The organism is Streptomyces sp. NBC_01515, from assembly GCF_045040345.1.
GTDB lineage: Bacteria > Actinomycetota > Actinomycetes > Streptomycetales > Streptomycetaceae > Streptomyces.
Genome location: NZ_CP109416.1, coordinates 7365825 through 7382135, shown reverse-complemented (window position 1 = coordinate 7382135; position 16311 = coordinate 7365825). Strand labels below are relative to the sequence as shown.

Sequence of the window (16311 nt, the reverse complement as noted above, 5' to 3'; positions counted from 1 at the left end):
TAGCGACGAGGCCGTCACGTCGCGGGGACGGCACAGTCCCGTCGTAAGGACGGCACCGTCTCGTCGTCGCGACGGCACCGTCTCGTCGTCGCGACGGCACCGTCACGTCGTCGCCAACTCCCTTCGGGCCGACCTCCGTTGGGCCGCGACCTGGGGATCGAGGGCCGGTACGGCAGCCAGGAGCTGCTTCGTGTAAGGGTCCTGCGGGGAGTCGTAGACCTCGTCGGCGGGGCCTTGTTCAACGATCCTCCCGCGTCGCATCACCGCGACCCGGTCGCTGACCTGGCGGACGACGGCGAGGTCGTGGGCGACGAACACGAGCGCGAGGCCGAGTTCGCGCTGTAGTTCGCCGAGCAGGGCGACGACCTGGGCCTGCGTGGTGACGTCGAGCGCGGAGACCGGCTCGTCGCACACGATCACGCGCGGGTCGGCCGCGAGCGCCCGTGCGATGCCGACGCGCTGGCGCTGGCCGCCGCTGAACTCGTGCGGGTAGCGGTCGTAGTGCGCCCCTTCGAGCCCCACGCGCTCCAGGAGTTCGCGTACGCGCCCCCGGATGCTCTCCTCGTCGCGTTCGCCCCGCGCGCGGAGCGGGTCGGCGATCGACTCGCCCACACTGCGGCGGGGGTTGAGGGAGGAGACGGGGTCCTGGAACACCATCTGGACGTCGGGGCGGACGCCGCCGCCGGGCTTGATCTCGCCGGCCGTCGGCTTAAGGAGCCCGACCAGCATCCGGCCAAGCGTCGTCTTGCCGCTGCCGCTCTCGCCCACGATGCCGAGGGTCTCGCCCCGGTGGATCGTCAGCGACACGTCGTCCACGGCCGCGAACGCCCGCTTCCCGCGCCCGAATTCACGCCGTAGGCCCGTCGCCTCCAGAACGACCTCCGCGGGCGCTGAGGACGCCGCTGAGAGCGCGCGCGGCACGTCCACGCGCGGGACCGCGCCGAGCAGGTCCCGGGTGTACGGCTCGGTCGGCGCCCCGAGGACCGTGCCCACCGGCCCGTGTTCGACGGCCCGCCCGTGCCGCATGACCAGGATCTCGTCGACGCTCCCGGCGGCGACACCCACGTCGTGCGTGACGAGCAGCAGCCCCAGACCGGTCTCCTCGCGCAGCGTGTGCAACAGGTCCAGGATCTGGGCCTGGACGGTCACGTCGAGCGCGGTCGTCGGCTCGTCGGCGATCAACAGGTCCGGCTCGCAGGCCAATGCCATGGCGATGAGGGCGCGTTGCCGCATGCCACCGCTGAACTCGTGCGGGCGCGAACGGGATCGCCGTACCGCGTCCGGAATTCCGACGCGGTCCAGTACCTCGACGGCACGCGCGCGTGCGGCCCGACGGGACACGCGCGTGTGCACGCGGTAGACCTCGGCTATCTGGTCGCCGATCGCGTAGTACGGGTCCAGGGACGACAGCGGGTCCTGGAAGACCATCGCGGCCTTGCCGCCGCGCAGCCGGTGCAGGTCCGCGTCGGACGCCTCCTGTACGTCGATGCCGGCCACCCGCACCGAGCCGCCGACGTCGGCCCCCGTGCCGCGGTGCAGCCCCAACAGGGCCGAGGCGACCGTGGACTTGCCCGAGCCGGACTCGCCGACCAGGCCCAGCGCGGCACCCTTCTCCAGCCGGAAGGAGAGGCCGTCCACGGCCCGTAGGGACCCGAACCCGACCGTCAGGTCGGTGACTTCCACCAGGACGTCCGCCAGGACGTCCACCGAGCCGTCCGCCGAACTCATGCGAGCACCACCCGTCGGTCGGCCACCGCGTACAGCACGTCCGCGACGGCGTTGGCGATGACCACGAAGAAGCCGATGACCAGGACCATGCCGACGACCACCGGCAGATCGACGACATTGACGGCATGGACGAGTTCCTGTCCGATGCCGGGCAGCCCGAACAGCGTCTCGGTGAGCACCGCACCGCCGATCGCCGAACCGACGTTGTTCGCGTTGAGGGCGATGATCGGCGCGAACGCCCCGCGCAGCGCGTGCCGCCCGATGATCGACCGCTCCCCCACGCCGTACGCGCGGAAGGTGCGGATGTGGTCCTCGGCGAGCGTCTCCAGCATCGACGCCCTGGTGAGCCGCGCGAACGCGGCGGCCTCGATGAGGGCCAGGGAGAGCCAGGGCAACAGCAGGTTCCAGGCCCACTGTTCGGGGTCGTCGGTGAGGCCGACGTACTGCGGGAAGGGCAGCAGTTGCAGCTGCCCGCAGACGACGATCATCAGCACCAGGCCGATCACGAACACCGGGGTGGCGACGCCCGCGAGGGTGATGCCGGTCAGCAGGCGCTCGGTGAACCGGCCGCGCCGCCACGCCGACAGGATGCCCGTGCCGACGCCCAGGATCAGCCAGAGCACCATCGCGCCGAACACGAGCGACAGGCTGACCGGCAGCTTGGCCAGGATCAGCTGGGTGACCTGCTGGTCGCCCTGGTAGGACTGCCCGAGGCAGGGCGCCGAGCAGTGCTCCACGGAGGTGCCCGTCGAGTAGTCCTGGCCGACGAGGATGCCCTGGAGGAAGTGCCAGTAGCGGAGGTACAACGGGTCGTCGAGCCTCAACTGCTGCGCCACCTGGTGCACTTGCTCCGGGGAGCAGCGCGGGCCGCAGGTGATCTGGGCGACGTTCCCGGGGGTGACGAAGAAGACCACGTAGACGATCACCGAGATGGCGAACAGGGTGATCACGGTGCCGATGCCTCGGCGCAGGACGAAGCCTCCGAAGCCGCTCATGCCGGGTCCTCCTTCTCGCCGCTCGCATTGACCGCATTGACGCTCAGGTCAACTGTTGACTGGCCGGAGTTCCCATCCGTCGTCGCCTTCTTGGCGCTCGCGTCCGCCTTCGCCTCGCGCTTGCGGCCCGTGCCGATGCGCAGGCGGGAGGCCGCGCGCGGGTCGAGGGCCGTGCGGATGCCGTCGCCCAGGACGGTCAGCGCCAGGACGGTGACGAAGAGGGCGACGGCGGGCAGCAGCAGGTACTGCGGGGCGGCCTGGTACCAGACGTCGGCGGCGGTGAGCATCTGTCCCCAGGAGGGCGTCGGCGGCTTCACGCCGACACCGAGGAAGGACAGCGCGGCCTCGGCGCTGATGTTCATCGGGAAGAGGAGCGCGGCGTAGGTGATGACGGGCGCGGCGAGGCCGGGCAGCAGTTCGCGGCGGGCGATGCGCCAGGTGCCCCAGCCGCTGAGCCGGGCGGCGGAGACGTAGTCGAGTTCCTTCAGGGTGAGTGTCTGGGCGCGCACGATCTTCGCGACGTTGCCCCACGCGATCAGCCCGATGACGCCCGCGACCAGCAGGGGCCTCGGGAAGCTGTTGGGCACGATCGCGAGCAGCGCCAACGACATGATCATCAACGGCATCGCCACGATGATGTCGGTGATCCGGCTCAACAGTTGATCAACCCATCGGCTGCCGAGCCCGGCGGCGACACCGATCACGACCCCGATGAGGACCTGCACGACGGTCGCCCCCAGGGCGACGCCGAGCGAGACCCGGGCGCCGTAGGCGAGCCGGGCGAACAGGTCGCGGCCGGTCTGCGGTTCGACGCCGAGCCAGTGGTCGCCGGTGATGCCCCCGAGGGAGCCGGTCGGCACGCCCCCGCGCGCGGAGTCGATGAGCGAGGGGTGGTAGGTGAAGGGGTCCTGGCCCTCGATCGCGGTGAGCAGCGGCGCGGCGAGGGCGACCAGGACGAGCAGGGCGACGACGGCCGCCGCGACGAGGGCGGCGCGCTGCGCTCGCAGCCGCCGCCAGAACTGACGGGCCCCCGAGCCCGCCGGGACGGAGAGGCCCGTCCCGGCGGCCTGGGAGGCGACAAGTGCCTCGCTCATGGGGTTACTTGACCGCGACCTGGGAGATGTCCAGGACGCCGGTCCAGTCGCTGATCACGACGTTCCTGATGTCCTTGCCGACCAGTCGCTTGTAGACGGGGTGGAACAGCGGCACGGTCAGGGCCTGCTCGCCGATCTTCTTGTCCAGTGCACCCCATCGCTTGGCGGCCTCGTCAAGATTCGTCAACTTGTTGATCGAATCAATCTCGGCATTGACCGACTTGTCATTGAGCAGGCCGGTGTTGAAGTTCGCGCCGTCCTTGACGATCTGGCGGCCGTCGAAGATCGGGGCGAGGAAGGGACCGCCGGAGGGCCAGTCGGCACCCCAGTGGGCGAGGAAGAAGCCCGGCTCGGTCTTGACGCTGTGGATCTTGTCCTTGTAGTCGTTGATCTCCAGGCCCTGGAGCTTGACGGTGATGCCGGCCTTCTTGAGCGCGTCCTGGATCGCGGTCGCGATCTCCGGGCTGGTCTCGAAGTCCTTGTCGTTGGAGTGCGTCAGCGTGACGGTGATCCCCTTCGGGTAACCGGCCTCCTTGAGCAGCTCCTTGGCCTTCGCCGCGTTGCCGGACGCGCCCGCCGGGAAGAGGTCGTAGGGGTCGTACCCGAAGGACTTCTGGTTCGGCAGGAAGGTGGTCGCGGCCTCGGCCAGCGACGAACCGCCCGCCGCGTTCACCACCGACGAGCGGTCGATGACGTACGAGATCGCCTGCCGCACCTTGACGTTGTTGAACGGCGCGACCTTGGGATTGAACGCGATGTAGTTCGTGTAACCGAAGTGCCCGGTGCCGACGCGCGCGGCGAGTTCCTTGTCGCCGGTCACCTTGGCGAGTTCGGCGGGCCCGAGGTTGGTGTCCGTCGTGACAGCCGCGGCGTCCGTCCCCTGGGACGCGGACAACCGCTGGTTGATCACGGACGAGTCGAGCCCCGACTTCACGTCGATCTTGTCCGGGTAGGCCTTGCGCTCGGCGTCCGTCGCGGTGGACCAGTACTTGTTGCGCTCCAGGACGATCGTCTCACCGTCGTTCTGGTTGCTGACGACCTTGTACGGGCCGGACGAGACCGGGTGCTCCTCGTACTTCGTGCCCGTGTCCTTCCCCTTCGGGACGGGCGTGAACTGCGTCTGCGTGGCGAGGTACGGGAACTCGCCCTCGGGCTTGTTCAGATGGAAGACGATGGTCCGGCTGTCGGGAGTCTCAATGGCGCTGAGCCCCTTCTTGTCCTTGTACGGCCCCTGGTAGTCGGCCGCGCCGACCAGCCAGTCCCGCAAGTAGGGCGCGCCGCCGGAGAGTTCGGGGGCGAAGGAGCGCTCGATGCCGTACTTGATGTCGGCCGAGGTGATCGCGGTGCCGTCCTCGTACTTGAGGCCCTTCTTCAGGGTGTACGTCCAGACGGTCGCGTCCTTGTTGGGGCGCCCGGTGTCGGTGGCGAGGTCCGGGACGACCTTGGCGCCGGCCGCGCCGTTCTCGCGGTTGCGAGTGGTAAGCGTGCGGAAGACGAGGGAGGGGACGTTGCCGCCGCCGGAGGTGTACAGGCGGGCCGGGTCGAAGTCCTCCTGGGGCTGCGCGTTCAGGACCGTGAGCGTGCCGCCCTTGTGGGGCGTGGAGTCGCCGCCGGAAGCCTTGGCATCGTTGTCCTTCGGCCCGCAGGCGGCGGCACCCGCTGCCACGGCCAGGCTGACGGATGCCACGGCCACGCGCCGGGCTATGACGGACGGTTGACGCATCGGAATGACGACCTCTCGGGTGACTTTCGGGGATCCCGCTGGGGTTTCCAGGAGATTTCTCGAATAGTGAGACTGATGGACGAGGAGTGAGACGGAAGTGAACAGCCGTCTGCCCTGGCGTCAGGTCGTCGAAAAAGCCCTGCCGAGGTCACACGGGCAAGGGCGTGGTGGTGCGGGTCGCGACACGAACGCCAGGGGCGGTGTTCAGCGACAGAGGATGTCGGCCACGCAGATCGGGGTCACGCCGATGAGCGCCAGCTCGATGGTGGCGCGGCTCGGGACATGACTAGACCACATGCGCAAAAATATGATGGAAGTTGCGGCTCGTGTCAATGTGACATAAGCGTCGCCGGTCAACTGCCCGGGTACGGCCAGGGGTTCGGCAGACAGTGGATCCCGTCGTGATCGAGGAACTTGGTCTGCTGCTGCATGACGGGCGCCAGCTCGCCGTCCTTGTCGCAGGTGACGTGCCCGTAGCCGAGACGATGACCGACCTCATGGTTGATCAACATCTGTCGATACGCGTACATCTTGTCCCCATATGTTGATGACCCCTGCGCCCATCGATACGCATTGATCAACACACGTTCGGTGGCCGCCGAGTCGCACGACACATTGTCCTCGGTGGTGTCGAGCCCGGACTTGGCACACCACGTGGCGGTGGTACCAGGACTGGCGAGGGTGATCACGAAGTCCGGTTTGCCCGTGTAGATCCGCTCGAAGGTACGGGCGCCGTTGTGGGCCCAGCTCCGCTTGTCGTTCAGCGTCTTCTGCACGGCCTCCGCGAAGAGCGTCCCGTCCAGCCCGAGCCCCTTCTCCACGTCCACGCGGTACGTGTACTTGCGCCCCTTGCCGGGCGCCTTGTCGACACCGGGCACCGCGTCGAACTTGTCCGGCCCCTTGAGCTTCGCGCTGAGCGGGTACTTCTTGGCCATCTTCTGGGCGTACGTCAGGGCCACCAGGCGCGGCGCACTGGACGCGCTTGCCTGCGGCGAGGCCGCCTCTCTGGCATCCCGGGCCCGATCAGCGGCCGCCTGCGACCGCGTCCCGTCACCGTCCCCGTCCCCGTCCTTGGCCACCTGCCCGGCCACGATGACAGCCAGCACGGTGGTGACGGCGGCGGCCGCGATACCGGTGTACGTCCGTCCCTTACGGCCCTTGCCGGGCGCGGACGCGGAGTCGAGGTCGGCAGGGGGCGCGTCGTCGGCGTCGCTCTCGGGGGTCCAGGTGGTGACGGAGCCGTACGGGTCGGAGGGGTGGGTCGCGACGCCGGTCCGGGGCGCGAAGACGTCGTCGCCGTCCGCGTCCGCTTCGAAGGCGTCGACGTAGTCCTGCCGGGGACTACGACCGGCGTGCCCGCCTCGCCGGGAACCGGCTTGAGGGGCCTGGCGCTGCCGGGGGATGGGGAGCCCCGGGCCCGGAGCGGAGGGCGTACCGGCGACGGGGCTCTGGGGTACACCGGACGCGCCTGGCGTACCGGGTGCGGTGGTCGGGCTTTGAGAAGCGCCGAGTGGCCCGCGCTGCTCACCGGGCCCCACCCCGCTCCGCCCTCTCAACTCACCCCAGGCACCCCCGGATTCAGGCTGCTCAGGATGGCCGGAACGCGCGCGTGAGGTGCCATCCGGCGAGCGAGGGATCCCGCGCGCGGGAGTGCCATCGGGCAGCCTCGGAAACCCATGGGCCGGAGTGCCGTCGGGAAAACGGGGAGTGCCCTGCGCGGAGGTGCCGTCCGGCGCACGCGGAACACCACGAGCCGGTGTGCCATCGGGAAGCCTCGGAAAACCATGAGCCGGAGTGCCATCGGCCAACCGGGGAAATCCATGGGCCGGCGTCCCGTCCGGAAGCCGGGGAACGCCGTGCCCCGGAGTGCCGTCAGCGGAACCCGGCGCCCCCTGCGCGGACCAGCCGTCCGGCAAACGCGGGACCCCACGCGCGGGAGTGCCATCAGGGAGACGGGTCCCTCCAGCCGCAGAACCACCACCGAAGAAACGCGGCGACCCGTGAGCCGGGGTCCCATCAGGAAGACGCGGCCCACCTTGAGCGGGCGGCTGCCCCTGGTAGCGCGGTACTCCGTGAGCGGGAATCCCCTCCGGGGGACGCGGCCCACCTTGAGCGGAAGGCTGGCCTTGGAAGCGCGGCACTCCGTGAGCGGGAGTCCCGTCCGCGGAACGCGGTACACCCTGCGCAGGCGGCGCCCCTTGGAAGGGCGGCACTCCATGACCCGGAGTCCCACCGGCGAAACCCGGTACGCCCTGCGCGGGAGACCCGCCCTGAGGACGCGGCCCCCTTTGAGCAGGTTGAGCAGTCGGCCCACCCTGAGCCCACGGACCTCCCCGCGCACCCGTGCCGTCGACCATCCCCGGACCCGGCATCCCACGAGCCGCCGTCCCGTCCGGCAGGCTCGACGCCCCGTACCCCGGATTCCCGCTCCCAGAAGGCTGCTGTCGGCCAGGTACAGCCCCAGCCGCAGACCCAAATCCGGACCCAGGACCAGAACCAGCAGAACCAGGCTGACCCCCCTGCCCCTGCCCCCGCTGCGCCCCCTGAGCCTCCCGAGAAGCCCCCTGCGCGCCCGCTCCGCCCTTCCCCGCCCCACCGCTGCCTACGTCCGCGGAGTCACCCTTCGCAGGGGACCTACGGCGACTATGGCGTCCCACGTCGCCCCCTCAACTCCCCGCGTTCGTATCGTCGTTGCCATCGTGCCCGGCACCGGATCCGGACCCCGCGCCCGTTCCCGCGCCGCCGGCATCACTCACCGTACTCACTGAACCGCCGCCCCGGGACCCCCGCGCACCGCTCACGCCACCTCGGCCGAAACCGTCCGCTTCGACAGCACGACGTCCCCGCGCGGCATCCGCACCCGCACCGGATCCCGTCGGCTCTCCCCGCTTCCCCGGCTTCCCGGCCTCTCCCAACTCCCCCGCATCCGCCAGGAGTTCACGGAACGCCGCCGCCACCGACTCCGGGTACTCCATCATCGCGACGTGCCCCGCGTCCGGGAGGGACAGCAGGCGGGAGTCGCGGAAGGTGCGGGCCGCTCGCTGGGCCATGCGGTAGCCGACGAGTTGGTCGCGGCCGCCGTAGACGAGGAGGGTGGGGGCGAGGACGCGTTCGGCCTGGCGCCAGAGGCCGTGTTGGCCGCCCAGGGTGTACGCGTTGACGATGCCCCGGGAGGAACGGGCCATCGCGTCCCAGAAGTACGGGAGTTGGAGTCGTCGCTCAAGCTCCTCGACCGCGTACCGGAACGCCTCCGGGGTCACCTGGCCGGGATCGCCGTAGCAGAGGCCGAGGACACCGCGGACGCGCTGTTCGGCTGTCCACTCCCTGCTGATGCGGGTGAACAGGGACGCGACCCCCGGGAGGCCCAGCAGCGCGGTCGGTACCGCCGAGCGCTGGACGCGGATCTCCGGCAGGGCCGGGGAGATCAGCGTGAGCGTGCGGACGAGGTCCGGGCGCACCGCCGCCACGCGCGTGGTGATCGCGCCGCCGAGTGAGTTGCCGAAGAGGTGCACCGGGCCGCGCCCGGCCGCGTCGAGGTAACGGATGACCGCGCGCGCGTGCCCGGTGACGGAGTAGTCGCCGTCGTCCGGTGGCGGGGAGTCGCCGAAGCCCGGCAGGTCCAGGGCTTCGCTGTCGACCAGGCCGTCGAGCTCGGCCATGAGCTGCGACCAGTTCTGCGAGGAACCGCCGAGCCCGTGGACGTACAGCGCCGGCGGCAGTCCTTCGCGCACCGCATCTCTCGACCGCACCGTCAGGGTGATCCCCGGCAGCCCGACCGACCTGAGCCGCTCCCCCTCGCCGACCCTGACGGGCGCCACCTTGGGGAGCACGCTGGTGGCGGCCGACACGGAAGGCAGCTCTGTCGAAGACATGCGGCAATGTTACGAGACGATCACGCAGTAGCTCGTGTGTTCGCCGTCACAAGCCCTACGGCAACCACCTACGACAGCCCCACGGCGTCCGCCATGGCACCCCTGCCCACAGTCTCCTAGGCTCAGGACGTACCAGGAAGGGAGTCCGCCATGACCGTCGACCCCAGCGATCCGGAGACCTTCGAGGACGAGAGCGACACCCCGTTCGACGTAGAAGCCCCCGAGGACGACACCGCCGACGAACAACCGACCGACGTCGACCCGGCCAAAGCCAACGAGGCCGACGTGGTCGAACAGGCCCGCGTCGTCGCCCTCGACGAAGACGACTACCGGTGACACCGACCGGCCCCTTCAGCAGGCGGACCGAGCCCCTTCAGTAAGAAGAAGCCACTTAACCTCCGACCGCCCGCGACCTCTACATCCCCTTCTAGGGGCATTCGCGCCGCTTTCACCATCGTCCGGTACGTGAAATTCTGCGCTCGCACCGCGCACACCACGGTTACCGAAAAGTACGATGGCGGCGCGGCGCTCACCGCATGAGGACGACATTTGGGAGGCGGCGTGACAGCCATCGAGCAGACAGAGGCGGCGCGCCCGCGGGGCACCCGCCTGCCGCGCCGTGCCCGACGGAACCAGCTGCTGGGCGCCGCCCAGGAGGTCTTCGTCGCGCAGGGCTACCACGCGGCCGCGATGGACGACATCGCCGAGCGCGCCGGCGTCAGCAAGCCGGTGCTCTACCAGCACTTCCCGGGCAAGCTCGACCTCTACCTCGCCCTCCTCGACCAGCACTGCGAGTCGCTGATCCAGGCGGTGCGCACCGCGCTCGCGTCGACGTCGGACAACAAGCAGCGCGTCCGGGCGACCATGGACGCGTACTTCGCCTACGTCGAGGACGACGGCGGCGCCTTCCGGCTGGTCTTCGAGTCGGACCTGACGAACGAGCCCGCCGTGCGCGAGCGCGTCGACAAGGTGACGAACGAGTGCGCCGAGGCGATCTGCGAGGTCATCGCCGAGGACACCGGCCTGTCGCGGGACGAGTCGATGCTGCTGGCCTCGGGGCTGGGCGGTCTCGCCCAGGTCGTCGCCCGCTCCTGGTTGCACAGCGACCGCAGCGTCCCGCGCGACCAGGCGGTCCAGCTGCTGGCCTCGCTGGCGTGGCGCGGCATCGCCGGTTTCCCGCTGCACGGCAGCGAACAGCACCACTGACGGTCGTTTGTTCCCGTGGGCTGTTCGCTCTTGGCGTTCCGGCGCGGAACATCTACGTCCCCTCGCCGGGCTAATGTGTGCTGCGTACAGCGCGGAAGATCGCGCACTTTGCTGACCGTCGGAGGGACATAGCCGTGGAGGTCAAGATCGGCGTGCTGCACACGCCTCGCGAGATCGTTCTGGAGACCGGTCAGAGCGCCGAGGAGGTCGAGCAGGCCGTGGCCGAGGCGCTGACCGGGAAGGCTCCGCTGCTGAGCCTCGTGGACGAGCACGGCCGCAAGGTCCTCGTCCCCGCCGACCGGCTCGCGTATGTCGAGCTCGGCGAGGCGGCCCCGCGCAAGGTGGGCTTCGGCGCGCTGTAGTCGCGAACGCACGAGGGGGCCCGGTGACCGCGGAGGTCACCGGGCCCCCTCGCGTTTCCACCACAGATGGAGCACAAGTCACCCACAGGGGAGGATTGCATTCCGCAGGTCACGGGTATGACCGGCTACGACCGCACAACGACGACGGCCGTGGGAGGGACCCCCGTGATGATCCTGGAAGCGCTCGGCTCCGCTGTGCTGGGTGTGCTGCTCGCATGGGCCGCCACGCACCGGCTCGCACACCGTCTGCCGACCCGCCCCCTGGTGTTCTCCACGGGTGTCGCCGGAGCCCTCTTCGGTGACTTCGTCACCCACAGCGCGCTGGGCCCCGGCACCGGACTCGCGAGCCTGCTCGGCGCGGCGGTCGTCTCGGCGGCCTCGCTCTCGCTGCTCCTTCGACCCTCGCGACGGCTCCGGGGACGATCCGCCCCCGCGTGACCTGGACTAGGCGGCGAGCCCCAGGGCCGCCATCCGCTTGGTGTGCGCCTCGGTGATCCGGGAGAACATCCGGCCCACCTCCGCGAGGTCGAAGCCGTCCGCCACACCACCCACGAGCATCGTCGACAGCGCGTCCCGGTCGGCGACCACCCGCTGGGACTGCGACAGCGCCTCACCCATCAACCGCCGTGCCCACAGGGCGAGTCGGCCCCCCACGCGCGGTTCCGCGTCGATCGCCGCGCGTACCTTCTCCACCGCGAAACTGGCGTGCCCGGTGTCGTCGAGCACCCCGAGCACCAGCAGGCGGGAGTCCTTGTCGAGGCGGGCGGCGACCTCGCGGTAGAAGTCGCTGGCGATCGAGTCGCCTACGTAGGCCTTGACGAGGCCCTCCAGCCAGTCCGAGGGCGCCGTCTGCTTGTGGAAGCCGTCGAGTGCGGCGACGAACGGCTGCATCGCCTCGGTCGGTTCGGCGCCGATCTCCGTGAGCCGGTCCCTGAGCTGCTCGAAGTGGTGGAACTCGGCCGACGCCATCTTCGCCAGCTCCGCCTTGTCCGAGAGCGTCGGCGCCAGCTTGGCGTCCTCCGCGAGCCGCTCGAACGCCGCCAGCTCGCCGTACGCGAGCGCGCCGAGCAGGTCTACGACCGCGTTGCGGTACCGCGGGTCGACGGAGGCCGTGGCCCAGTCCTGGGCGGCGACTCCGGTGGGTTCGGCGGGTGCGTCGGAGGCGTTGTCAGCGGTCGTCATGAAGCGCACAATAGCCCGCTCACAGCACGGCGGAAGTCCCTGGTCAATCAGTGTGACGACGACAACGTGACCAAATCGGCCAACGCATGTGCGTGATTCCGGGGTATGGTGGTAATGCGCCCGCCGAGTATTCGCCGGGCCGCACGAATGAGGATGCCCGGTCGGTGGCCCGATCGGCTCCGACCCGACAGCCCTCCTCGCCCGTACGGCATGTTGCGTACGTCGTTCGGAGGGGGACCCTCAGCGGTTCGAGCGCTAGAGCGTCGGCAGTGGTCCCGTGCAGTACGGCTTGCCCTCGCGGGTTGTCCGTAAGGCAGCCGACGTCCCGGCACGGTCCTGACACGACCCCCGCGCTCGCCTCGCACCGCGCACACAGAAGAGGCAGCACCCTGACTACTTTCCGAGAGCTCGGAATCCTTCCCGAGACCGCTGAGGCCCTTGAGGCCGTCGGTATCGTCTCCCCCTTCCCGATCCAGGAGATGACGCTCCCCGTAGCCCTTTCCGGCACGGACGTCATCGGCCAGGCCAAGACCGGCACCGGCAAGACGCTGGGCTTCGGCCTCCCGCTCCTGGAGCGCGTCACCGTCCCCGCCGACGTCGAGGCGGGCCGGGCCAAGCCCGAGCAGCTGACCGACGCCCCGCAGGCGCTCGTCGTGGTCCCCACGCGCGAGCTGTGCACGCAGGTCACGAACGACCTGCTGACCGCGGGCAAGGTGCGCAACGTACGCGTCCTCGCCATCTACGGCGGCCGGGCCTACGAGCCGCAGGTCGAGGCGCTCCGCAAGGGCGTCGACGTCATCGTCGGCACCCCGGGCCGACTGCTCGACCTCGCGGGCCAGAAGAAGCTCGACCTCAAGCACATCCGGTCGCTCGTCCTGGACGAGGCCGACGAGATGCTCGACCTGGGCTTCCTGCCCGACGTCGAGAAGATCATCAACTTCCTGCCGGCCAAGCGTCAGACGATGCTGTTCTCGGCGACCATGCCGGGCGCCGTCATCGGTCTCGCGCGCCGCTACATGACGCAGCCCACGCACATCCGCGCCACCTCGCCGGACGACGAGGGCGCGACGGTCGCGAACACCAAGCAGTTCATCTACCGCGCGCACAACATGGACAAGCCCGAGCTCGTCGCCCGCATCCTGCAGGCCGAGGGCCGGGGCCCGGTCATGGTCTTCTGCCGTACGAAGCGCACGGCGGCCGACCTCGCCGACCAGCTCCAGCAGCGCGGTTTCGCCTCCGGCGCGGTCCACGGCGACCTCGGCCAGGGCGCCCGCGAGCAGGCGCTGCGCGCGTTCCGCAACGGCAAGGTGGACGTGCTCGTCTGCACCGACGTCGCCGCCCGCGGTATCGACGTCGAGGGCGTCACGCACGTCATCAACTACCAGTCCCCCGAGGACGAGAAGACCTACCTGCACCGCATCGGCCGCACCGGCCGCGCGGGCGCCAAGGGCATCGCGGTCACCCTCGTCGACTGGGACGACATCCCGCGCTGGCAGCTCATCAACAAGGCGCTGGACCTCGGTTTCCCGAACCCGCCGGAGACGTACTCCACGTCCCCGCACTTCTTCGAGGAAATGAACATCCCCGCGGGCACCAAGGGTGTCCTGCCCCGCTCGGAGCGCACCCGCGCCGGGCTGGCCGCGGAGGAGGTCGAGGACCTCGGCGAGACCGGCGGTCGCGGCGGCCCGCGTGGCCGGGGCGGTCGCGATGGCGGTCGTGGTGGCCGTGACAGCGGTCGCGACGCCGGCCGGGGCGGTCGCGACAGCGGCCGTGACAACAGCCGCGACGAGTCCCGTCCCGCCGACACCGAGCGCGCGGCGCGCACCCCGCGCCGCCGCCGTCGTACCCGCAACGGCACCCCGATGGAAGGGATTTCGGCGGCTACGGCCGTGCCGTCGTCCTCTCCGGAGGAGACGGCGGTGGCCGCCTCCGAGGACACCGCGACCCGCACGCCGCGCCGCCGTCGCCGCAACCGCAACGGAGCGACGGGAGAGCAGCTGCCGGCCACGACAGTCACCTCCACGCCCGTCACGCCCGTGTCCGAGGTCGCGGAGAGCGCCGTAGCCACGGCTGAGGGTTCGGCCCTGGACGCCCCGACGACGTCGCGCCGTCGGCGTACGCGGAAGTCGGCGGAGCCCGCGGTCGAGACCGCGGCAGTGACCCCGGTGGTCGAGGCCCCCGTGGTCGAGGCTCCGGTCGAGGAGACCAAGCCGCGCCGCCGGACCCGCAAGGCCGTACAGGCCGCGGAGCCGGTCGAGGTCGCGACCCCCGCTGTTGCCGAATCCGCCGCCGTGGCCGTGGTCGACACGGCCGAGGCCGTCGAGGCCAAGCCGCGTCGGACCCGGGCGCGGAAGACCGCGGCTCCGGTCGAGGCGGTCGAGGCCGTCGACACGGTCGAGGCCGTCGAGGAGGCCAAGCCGCGTCGCCGTACCGCGACCCGCAAGGCCGTCGCCGACATCCCCGCGCAGGTGGTCGAGGAGCAGGGCGACGCCGTGGCGGCCACGCCCCGGCGCCGTACCCGCAAGGTCGCGGAGCCGGTGGTGGAGGCCGTGGAGACGCCGGTCGTGGCGGAGACCAAGCCGCGGCGGACCCGGAAGACCGCGGCTCCGGCCGAGGTCGTCGCCGTGGACACCGCCGAGGCCGTCGAGGCGAAGCCGCGCCGTACGCGCAAGACGGCCGCCGCTGTTGCCGTAGAGGCACCGGTGGAGGTCGCCGAGGCCAAGCCGCGCCGCACCCGTAAGGCCGCGGTCGCCGCCGAGGCCGCCGTGGACACGGTCGAGGCTGTCGAGAGCAAGCCGCGCCGCACCCGTAAGACGGCCGCTGCCGTTGCCGTTGAGGCACCTGCGGAGGTCGTCGCCGAGGCCAAGCCGCGTCGGACCCGTAAGGCGGCGGTCGCCGCTGTCGACACGGCCGAGGCTGTCGAGGCCAAGCCCCGTCGGGCCCGCAAGACGGCCGCCACCGCCGAGATCCCGGCGCAGCTGGCCGAGGAGGCGGAGGTCAAGCCGCGTCGTCGTACGACCCGCAAGGCCGCCGAGGCCCCGGTCGTGACCGAGACGGCGGAGGCGCCCGAGGCGAAGCCGAGGGTGCGCCGCCCGCGCAAGACCGCGGCGACGGCGGCAGTTGAGGCCACCGAGGCCTGACCAGCTCAGTGACGCCGATGGCCCGGTCCACTTCACGTGGGTCGGGCCATCGGCGTTCCACCAGCCCGTTACCCCGGTCACACCCTCCCGTCCCCCTCCCGCTCCGGCTTGCCGGTTAACCTCTACCCATGAGTAGGCCCCCCTCCTTCACCCCGCCCCCCGGCGCTCGCGCGTACCCCCTGCGGACCGCTCGCGGTGAGTTCGCCGTCGTGGACTCGCCCGCGGGTGACGGTGTCGAGCCGAAGGGGGTCGCGCTCTTGCTGCCGGGGTTCACCGGGAGCAAGGAGGACTTCAACCCGCTGCACGAGGCGTTCGGGGCGCGCGGGTACCGGACCGTGGCCGTGGACGGGCGGGGCCAGTACGAGACGGACGGCCCCGCGGACGACGAATCCCCTTACACCCAGGACGAGTTGGCACTGGACGTGCTCGCGCTGGCCGAGACCGTGGGCGCGCCGGTGCACCTGCTCGGGCACTCCTTCGGCGGGCACATCGCGCGGGCGGCCGTACTCCTCGATCCCACGCCGTTCGTGTCGTTGACGCTGATGTCGTCGGGGCCGGCGGAGATCTCGGCCTCCCAGCAGCAGCGCGTGAAGCTGTTGCGGGACGCGCTCGCCGTGATGTCGATGGCCGAGGTGTGGGACGCGATCCAGGCGATGGACGCACCGGAGGAGACCGAGACCGGCGGTGCGCTGGACGAGGGTCTCGACGACCGGGCCGACCTGCGCCGCCGCTGGCTGGGCACCAAGCCGGCCCAACTCCTGGCCACCGGACGGCAGTTGTGCGTGGAACCGGACCGCGTAGCCGAACTGGCCGCAGTCCCGCTCCCCGTCCATGTCCTGTCGGGCTCGCGCGACGACACCTGGCCGGTGCCGCTCCTGGACGACATGGCCGTACGGCTGAAGGCGCGGCGGACGGTCATCGCGCGGGCCGAGCACTCACCGAACACGGACCAGCCGGCCGCGACGGCACAGGCCATCGCCGACTTCTGGGACAGCACGGCCCCCTGAAT

At 70.8% G+C, this 16311-nt stretch carries 14 protein-coding genes; 6 read left to right on the top strand and 8 right to left on the bottom strand.

From position 1 onward, the window contains the following. Window positions 1–102: 102 nt before the first annotated feature. From OG407_RS33585 to OG407_RS33555, 7 genes are all read right to left on the bottom strand, one after another. Window positions 103–1728 carry a dipeptide ABC transporter ATP-binding protein gene (locus OG407_RS33585; RefSeq protein WP_405863253.1) on the bottom strand — a complete coding sequence of 542 codons (1626 nt, stop codon included), beginning with the start codon at window positions 1726–1728 and terminating at the stop codon, window positions 103–105. Beyond that, complete coding sequence (locus OG407_RS33580; protein ID WP_405863252.1) at window positions 1725–2723, bottom strand: ABC transporter permease; 999 nt, start codon at window positions 2721–2723, stop codon at window positions 1725–1727. Before OG407_RS33580 ends, OG407_RS33585 begins: the two co-directional genes overlap by 4 nt. After that, window positions 2720–3817, bottom strand: a complete 1098-nt coding sequence (locus tag OG407_RS33575; RefSeq protein ID WP_405863251.1) for an ABC transporter permease — start codon at window positions 3815–3817, stop codon at window positions 2720–2722. Before OG407_RS33575 ends, OG407_RS33580 begins: the two co-directional genes overlap by 4 nt. A gap of 4 nt (window positions 3818–3821) precedes the next feature. Then, window positions 3822–5540, bottom strand: coding sequence for an ABC transporter substrate-binding protein (locus tag OG407_RS33570; protein WP_405863250.1), 1719 nt, complete (start codon window positions 5538–5540; stop codon window positions 3822–3824). 204 nt (window positions 5541–5744) lie between these two features. Beyond that, window positions 5745–5837 (bottom strand): Ms4533A family Cys-rich leader peptide, encoded by a 93-nt coding sequence (locus tag OG407_RS33565; protein WP_366489715.1) that lies wholly within the window; start codon window positions 5835–5837, stop codon window positions 5745–5747. A 56-nt stretch (window positions 5838–5893) separates the two neighbouring features. Continuing rightward, entirely contained in the window at window positions 5894–7456 is a 1563-nt protein-coding gene (locus OG407_RS33560; protein ID WP_405863249.1) for a DUF3152 domain-containing protein, read from the bottom strand. A gap of 750 nt (window positions 7457–8206) precedes the next feature. Next, window positions 8207–9412, bottom strand: a complete 1206-nt coding sequence (locus tag OG407_RS33555) for an alpha/beta fold hydrolase (RefSeq protein ID WP_405863248.1) — start codon at window positions 9410–9412, stop codon at window positions 8207–8209. A 150-nt stretch (window positions 9413–9562) separates the two neighbouring features. Here OG407_RS33555 and OG407_RS33550 point away from each other — a divergent pair, with 150 nt between their 5' ends. The 4 genes from OG407_RS33550 (at window position 9563) to OG407_RS33535 (ending at window position 11418) form a co-directional block, all read left to right on the top strand. Continuing rightward, entirely contained in the window at window positions 9563–9748 is a 186-nt protein-coding gene (locus OG407_RS33550; protein WP_403591210.1) for a hypothetical protein, read from the top strand. Window positions 9749–9973: 225 nt separating this feature from the next. Continuing rightward, window positions 9974–10618 (top strand): TetR/AcrR family transcriptional regulator, encoded by a 645-nt coding sequence (locus OG407_RS33545; protein ID WP_328679242.1) that lies wholly within the window; start codon window positions 9974–9976, stop codon window positions 10616–10618. 134 nt (window positions 10619–10752) lie between these two features. Beyond that, window positions 10753–10980 (top strand): DUF3107 domain-containing protein, encoded by a 228-nt coding sequence (locus OG407_RS33540; RefSeq protein WP_019072095.1) that lies wholly within the window; start codon window positions 10753–10755, stop codon window positions 10978–10980. A gap of 168 nt (window positions 10981–11148) precedes the next feature. After that, window positions 11149–11418 carry a hypothetical protein gene (locus tag OG407_RS33535; RefSeq protein WP_405868756.1) on the top strand — a complete coding sequence of 90 codons (270 nt, stop codon included), beginning with the start codon at window positions 11149–11151 and terminating at the stop codon, window positions 11416–11418. A gap of 6 nt (window positions 11419–11424) precedes the next feature. Here OG407_RS33535 and OG407_RS33530 read toward each other — a convergent pair whose 3' ends face one another. Beyond that, complete coding sequence (locus OG407_RS33530; protein ID WP_405863247.1) at window positions 11425–12162, bottom strand: ferritin-like fold-containing protein; 738 nt, start codon at window positions 12160–12162, stop codon at window positions 11425–11427. 479 nt (window positions 12163–12641) lie between these two features. Here OG407_RS33530 and OG407_RS33525 point away from each other — a divergent pair, with 479 nt between their 5' ends. Together OG407_RS33525 and OG407_RS33520 are read left to right on the top strand one after the other, a co-directional pair. Beyond that, window positions 12642–15302, top strand: a complete 2661-nt coding sequence (locus OG407_RS33525) for a DEAD/DEAH box helicase (protein ID WP_405863246.1) — start codon at window positions 12642–12644, stop codon at window positions 15300–15302. Between the two features lie 128 nt (window positions 15303–15430). After that, window positions 15431–16309, top strand: coding sequence for an alpha/beta fold hydrolase (locus OG407_RS33520; protein WP_405863245.1), 879 nt, complete (start codon window positions 15431–15433; stop codon window positions 16307–16309). Window positions 16310–16311 lie beyond the last annotated feature (2 nt).

Bases quoted from the DNA above. Each gene is read 5' to 3' on its own strand.
- OG407_RS33585 (WP_405863253.1), bottom strand. From the start codon at position 1,728: ATGAGTTCGGCGGACGGCTCGGTGGACGTCCTGGCGGACGTCCTGGTG.
- OG407_RS33580 (WP_405863252.1), bottom strand. From the start codon at position 2,723: ATGAGCGGCTTCGGAGGCTTCGTCCTGCGCCGAGGCATCGGCACCGTG.
- OG407_RS33575 (WP_405863251.1), bottom strand. From the start codon at position 3,817: ATGAGCGAGGCACTTGTCGCCTCCCAGGCCGCCGGGACGGGCCTCTCC.
- OG407_RS33570 (WP_405863250.1), bottom strand. From the start codon at position 5,540: ATGCGTCAACCGTCCGTCATAGCCCGGCGCGTGGCCGTGGCATCCGTC.
- OG407_RS33565 (WP_366489715.1), bottom strand. From the start codon at position 5,837: ATGTGGTCTAGTCATGTCCCGAGCCGCGCCACCATCGAGCTGGCGCTC.
- OG407_RS33555 (WP_405863248.1), bottom strand. From the start codon at position 9,412: ATGTCTTCGACAGAGCTGCCTTCCGTGTCGGCCGCCACCAGCGTGCTC.
- OG407_RS33550 (WP_403591210.1), top strand. From the start codon at position 9,563: ATGACCGTCGACCCCAGCGATCCGGAGACCTTCGAGGACGAGAGCGAC.
- OG407_RS33535 (WP_405868756.1), top strand. From the start codon at position 11,149: ATGATCCTGGAAGCGCTCGGCTCCGCTGTGCTGGGTGTGCTGCTCGCA.
- OG407_RS33530 (WP_405863247.1), bottom strand. From the start codon at position 12,162: ATGACGACCGCTGACAACGCCTCCGACGCACCCGCCGAACCCACCGGA.
- OG407_RS33525 (WP_405863246.1), top strand. From the start codon at position 12,642: ATGACGCTCCCCGTAGCCCTTTCCGGCACGGACGTCATCGGCCAGGCC.
- OG407_RS33520 (WP_405863245.1), top strand. From the start codon at position 15,431: ATGAGTAGGCCCCCCTCCTTCACCCCGCCCCCCGGCGCTCGCGCGTAC.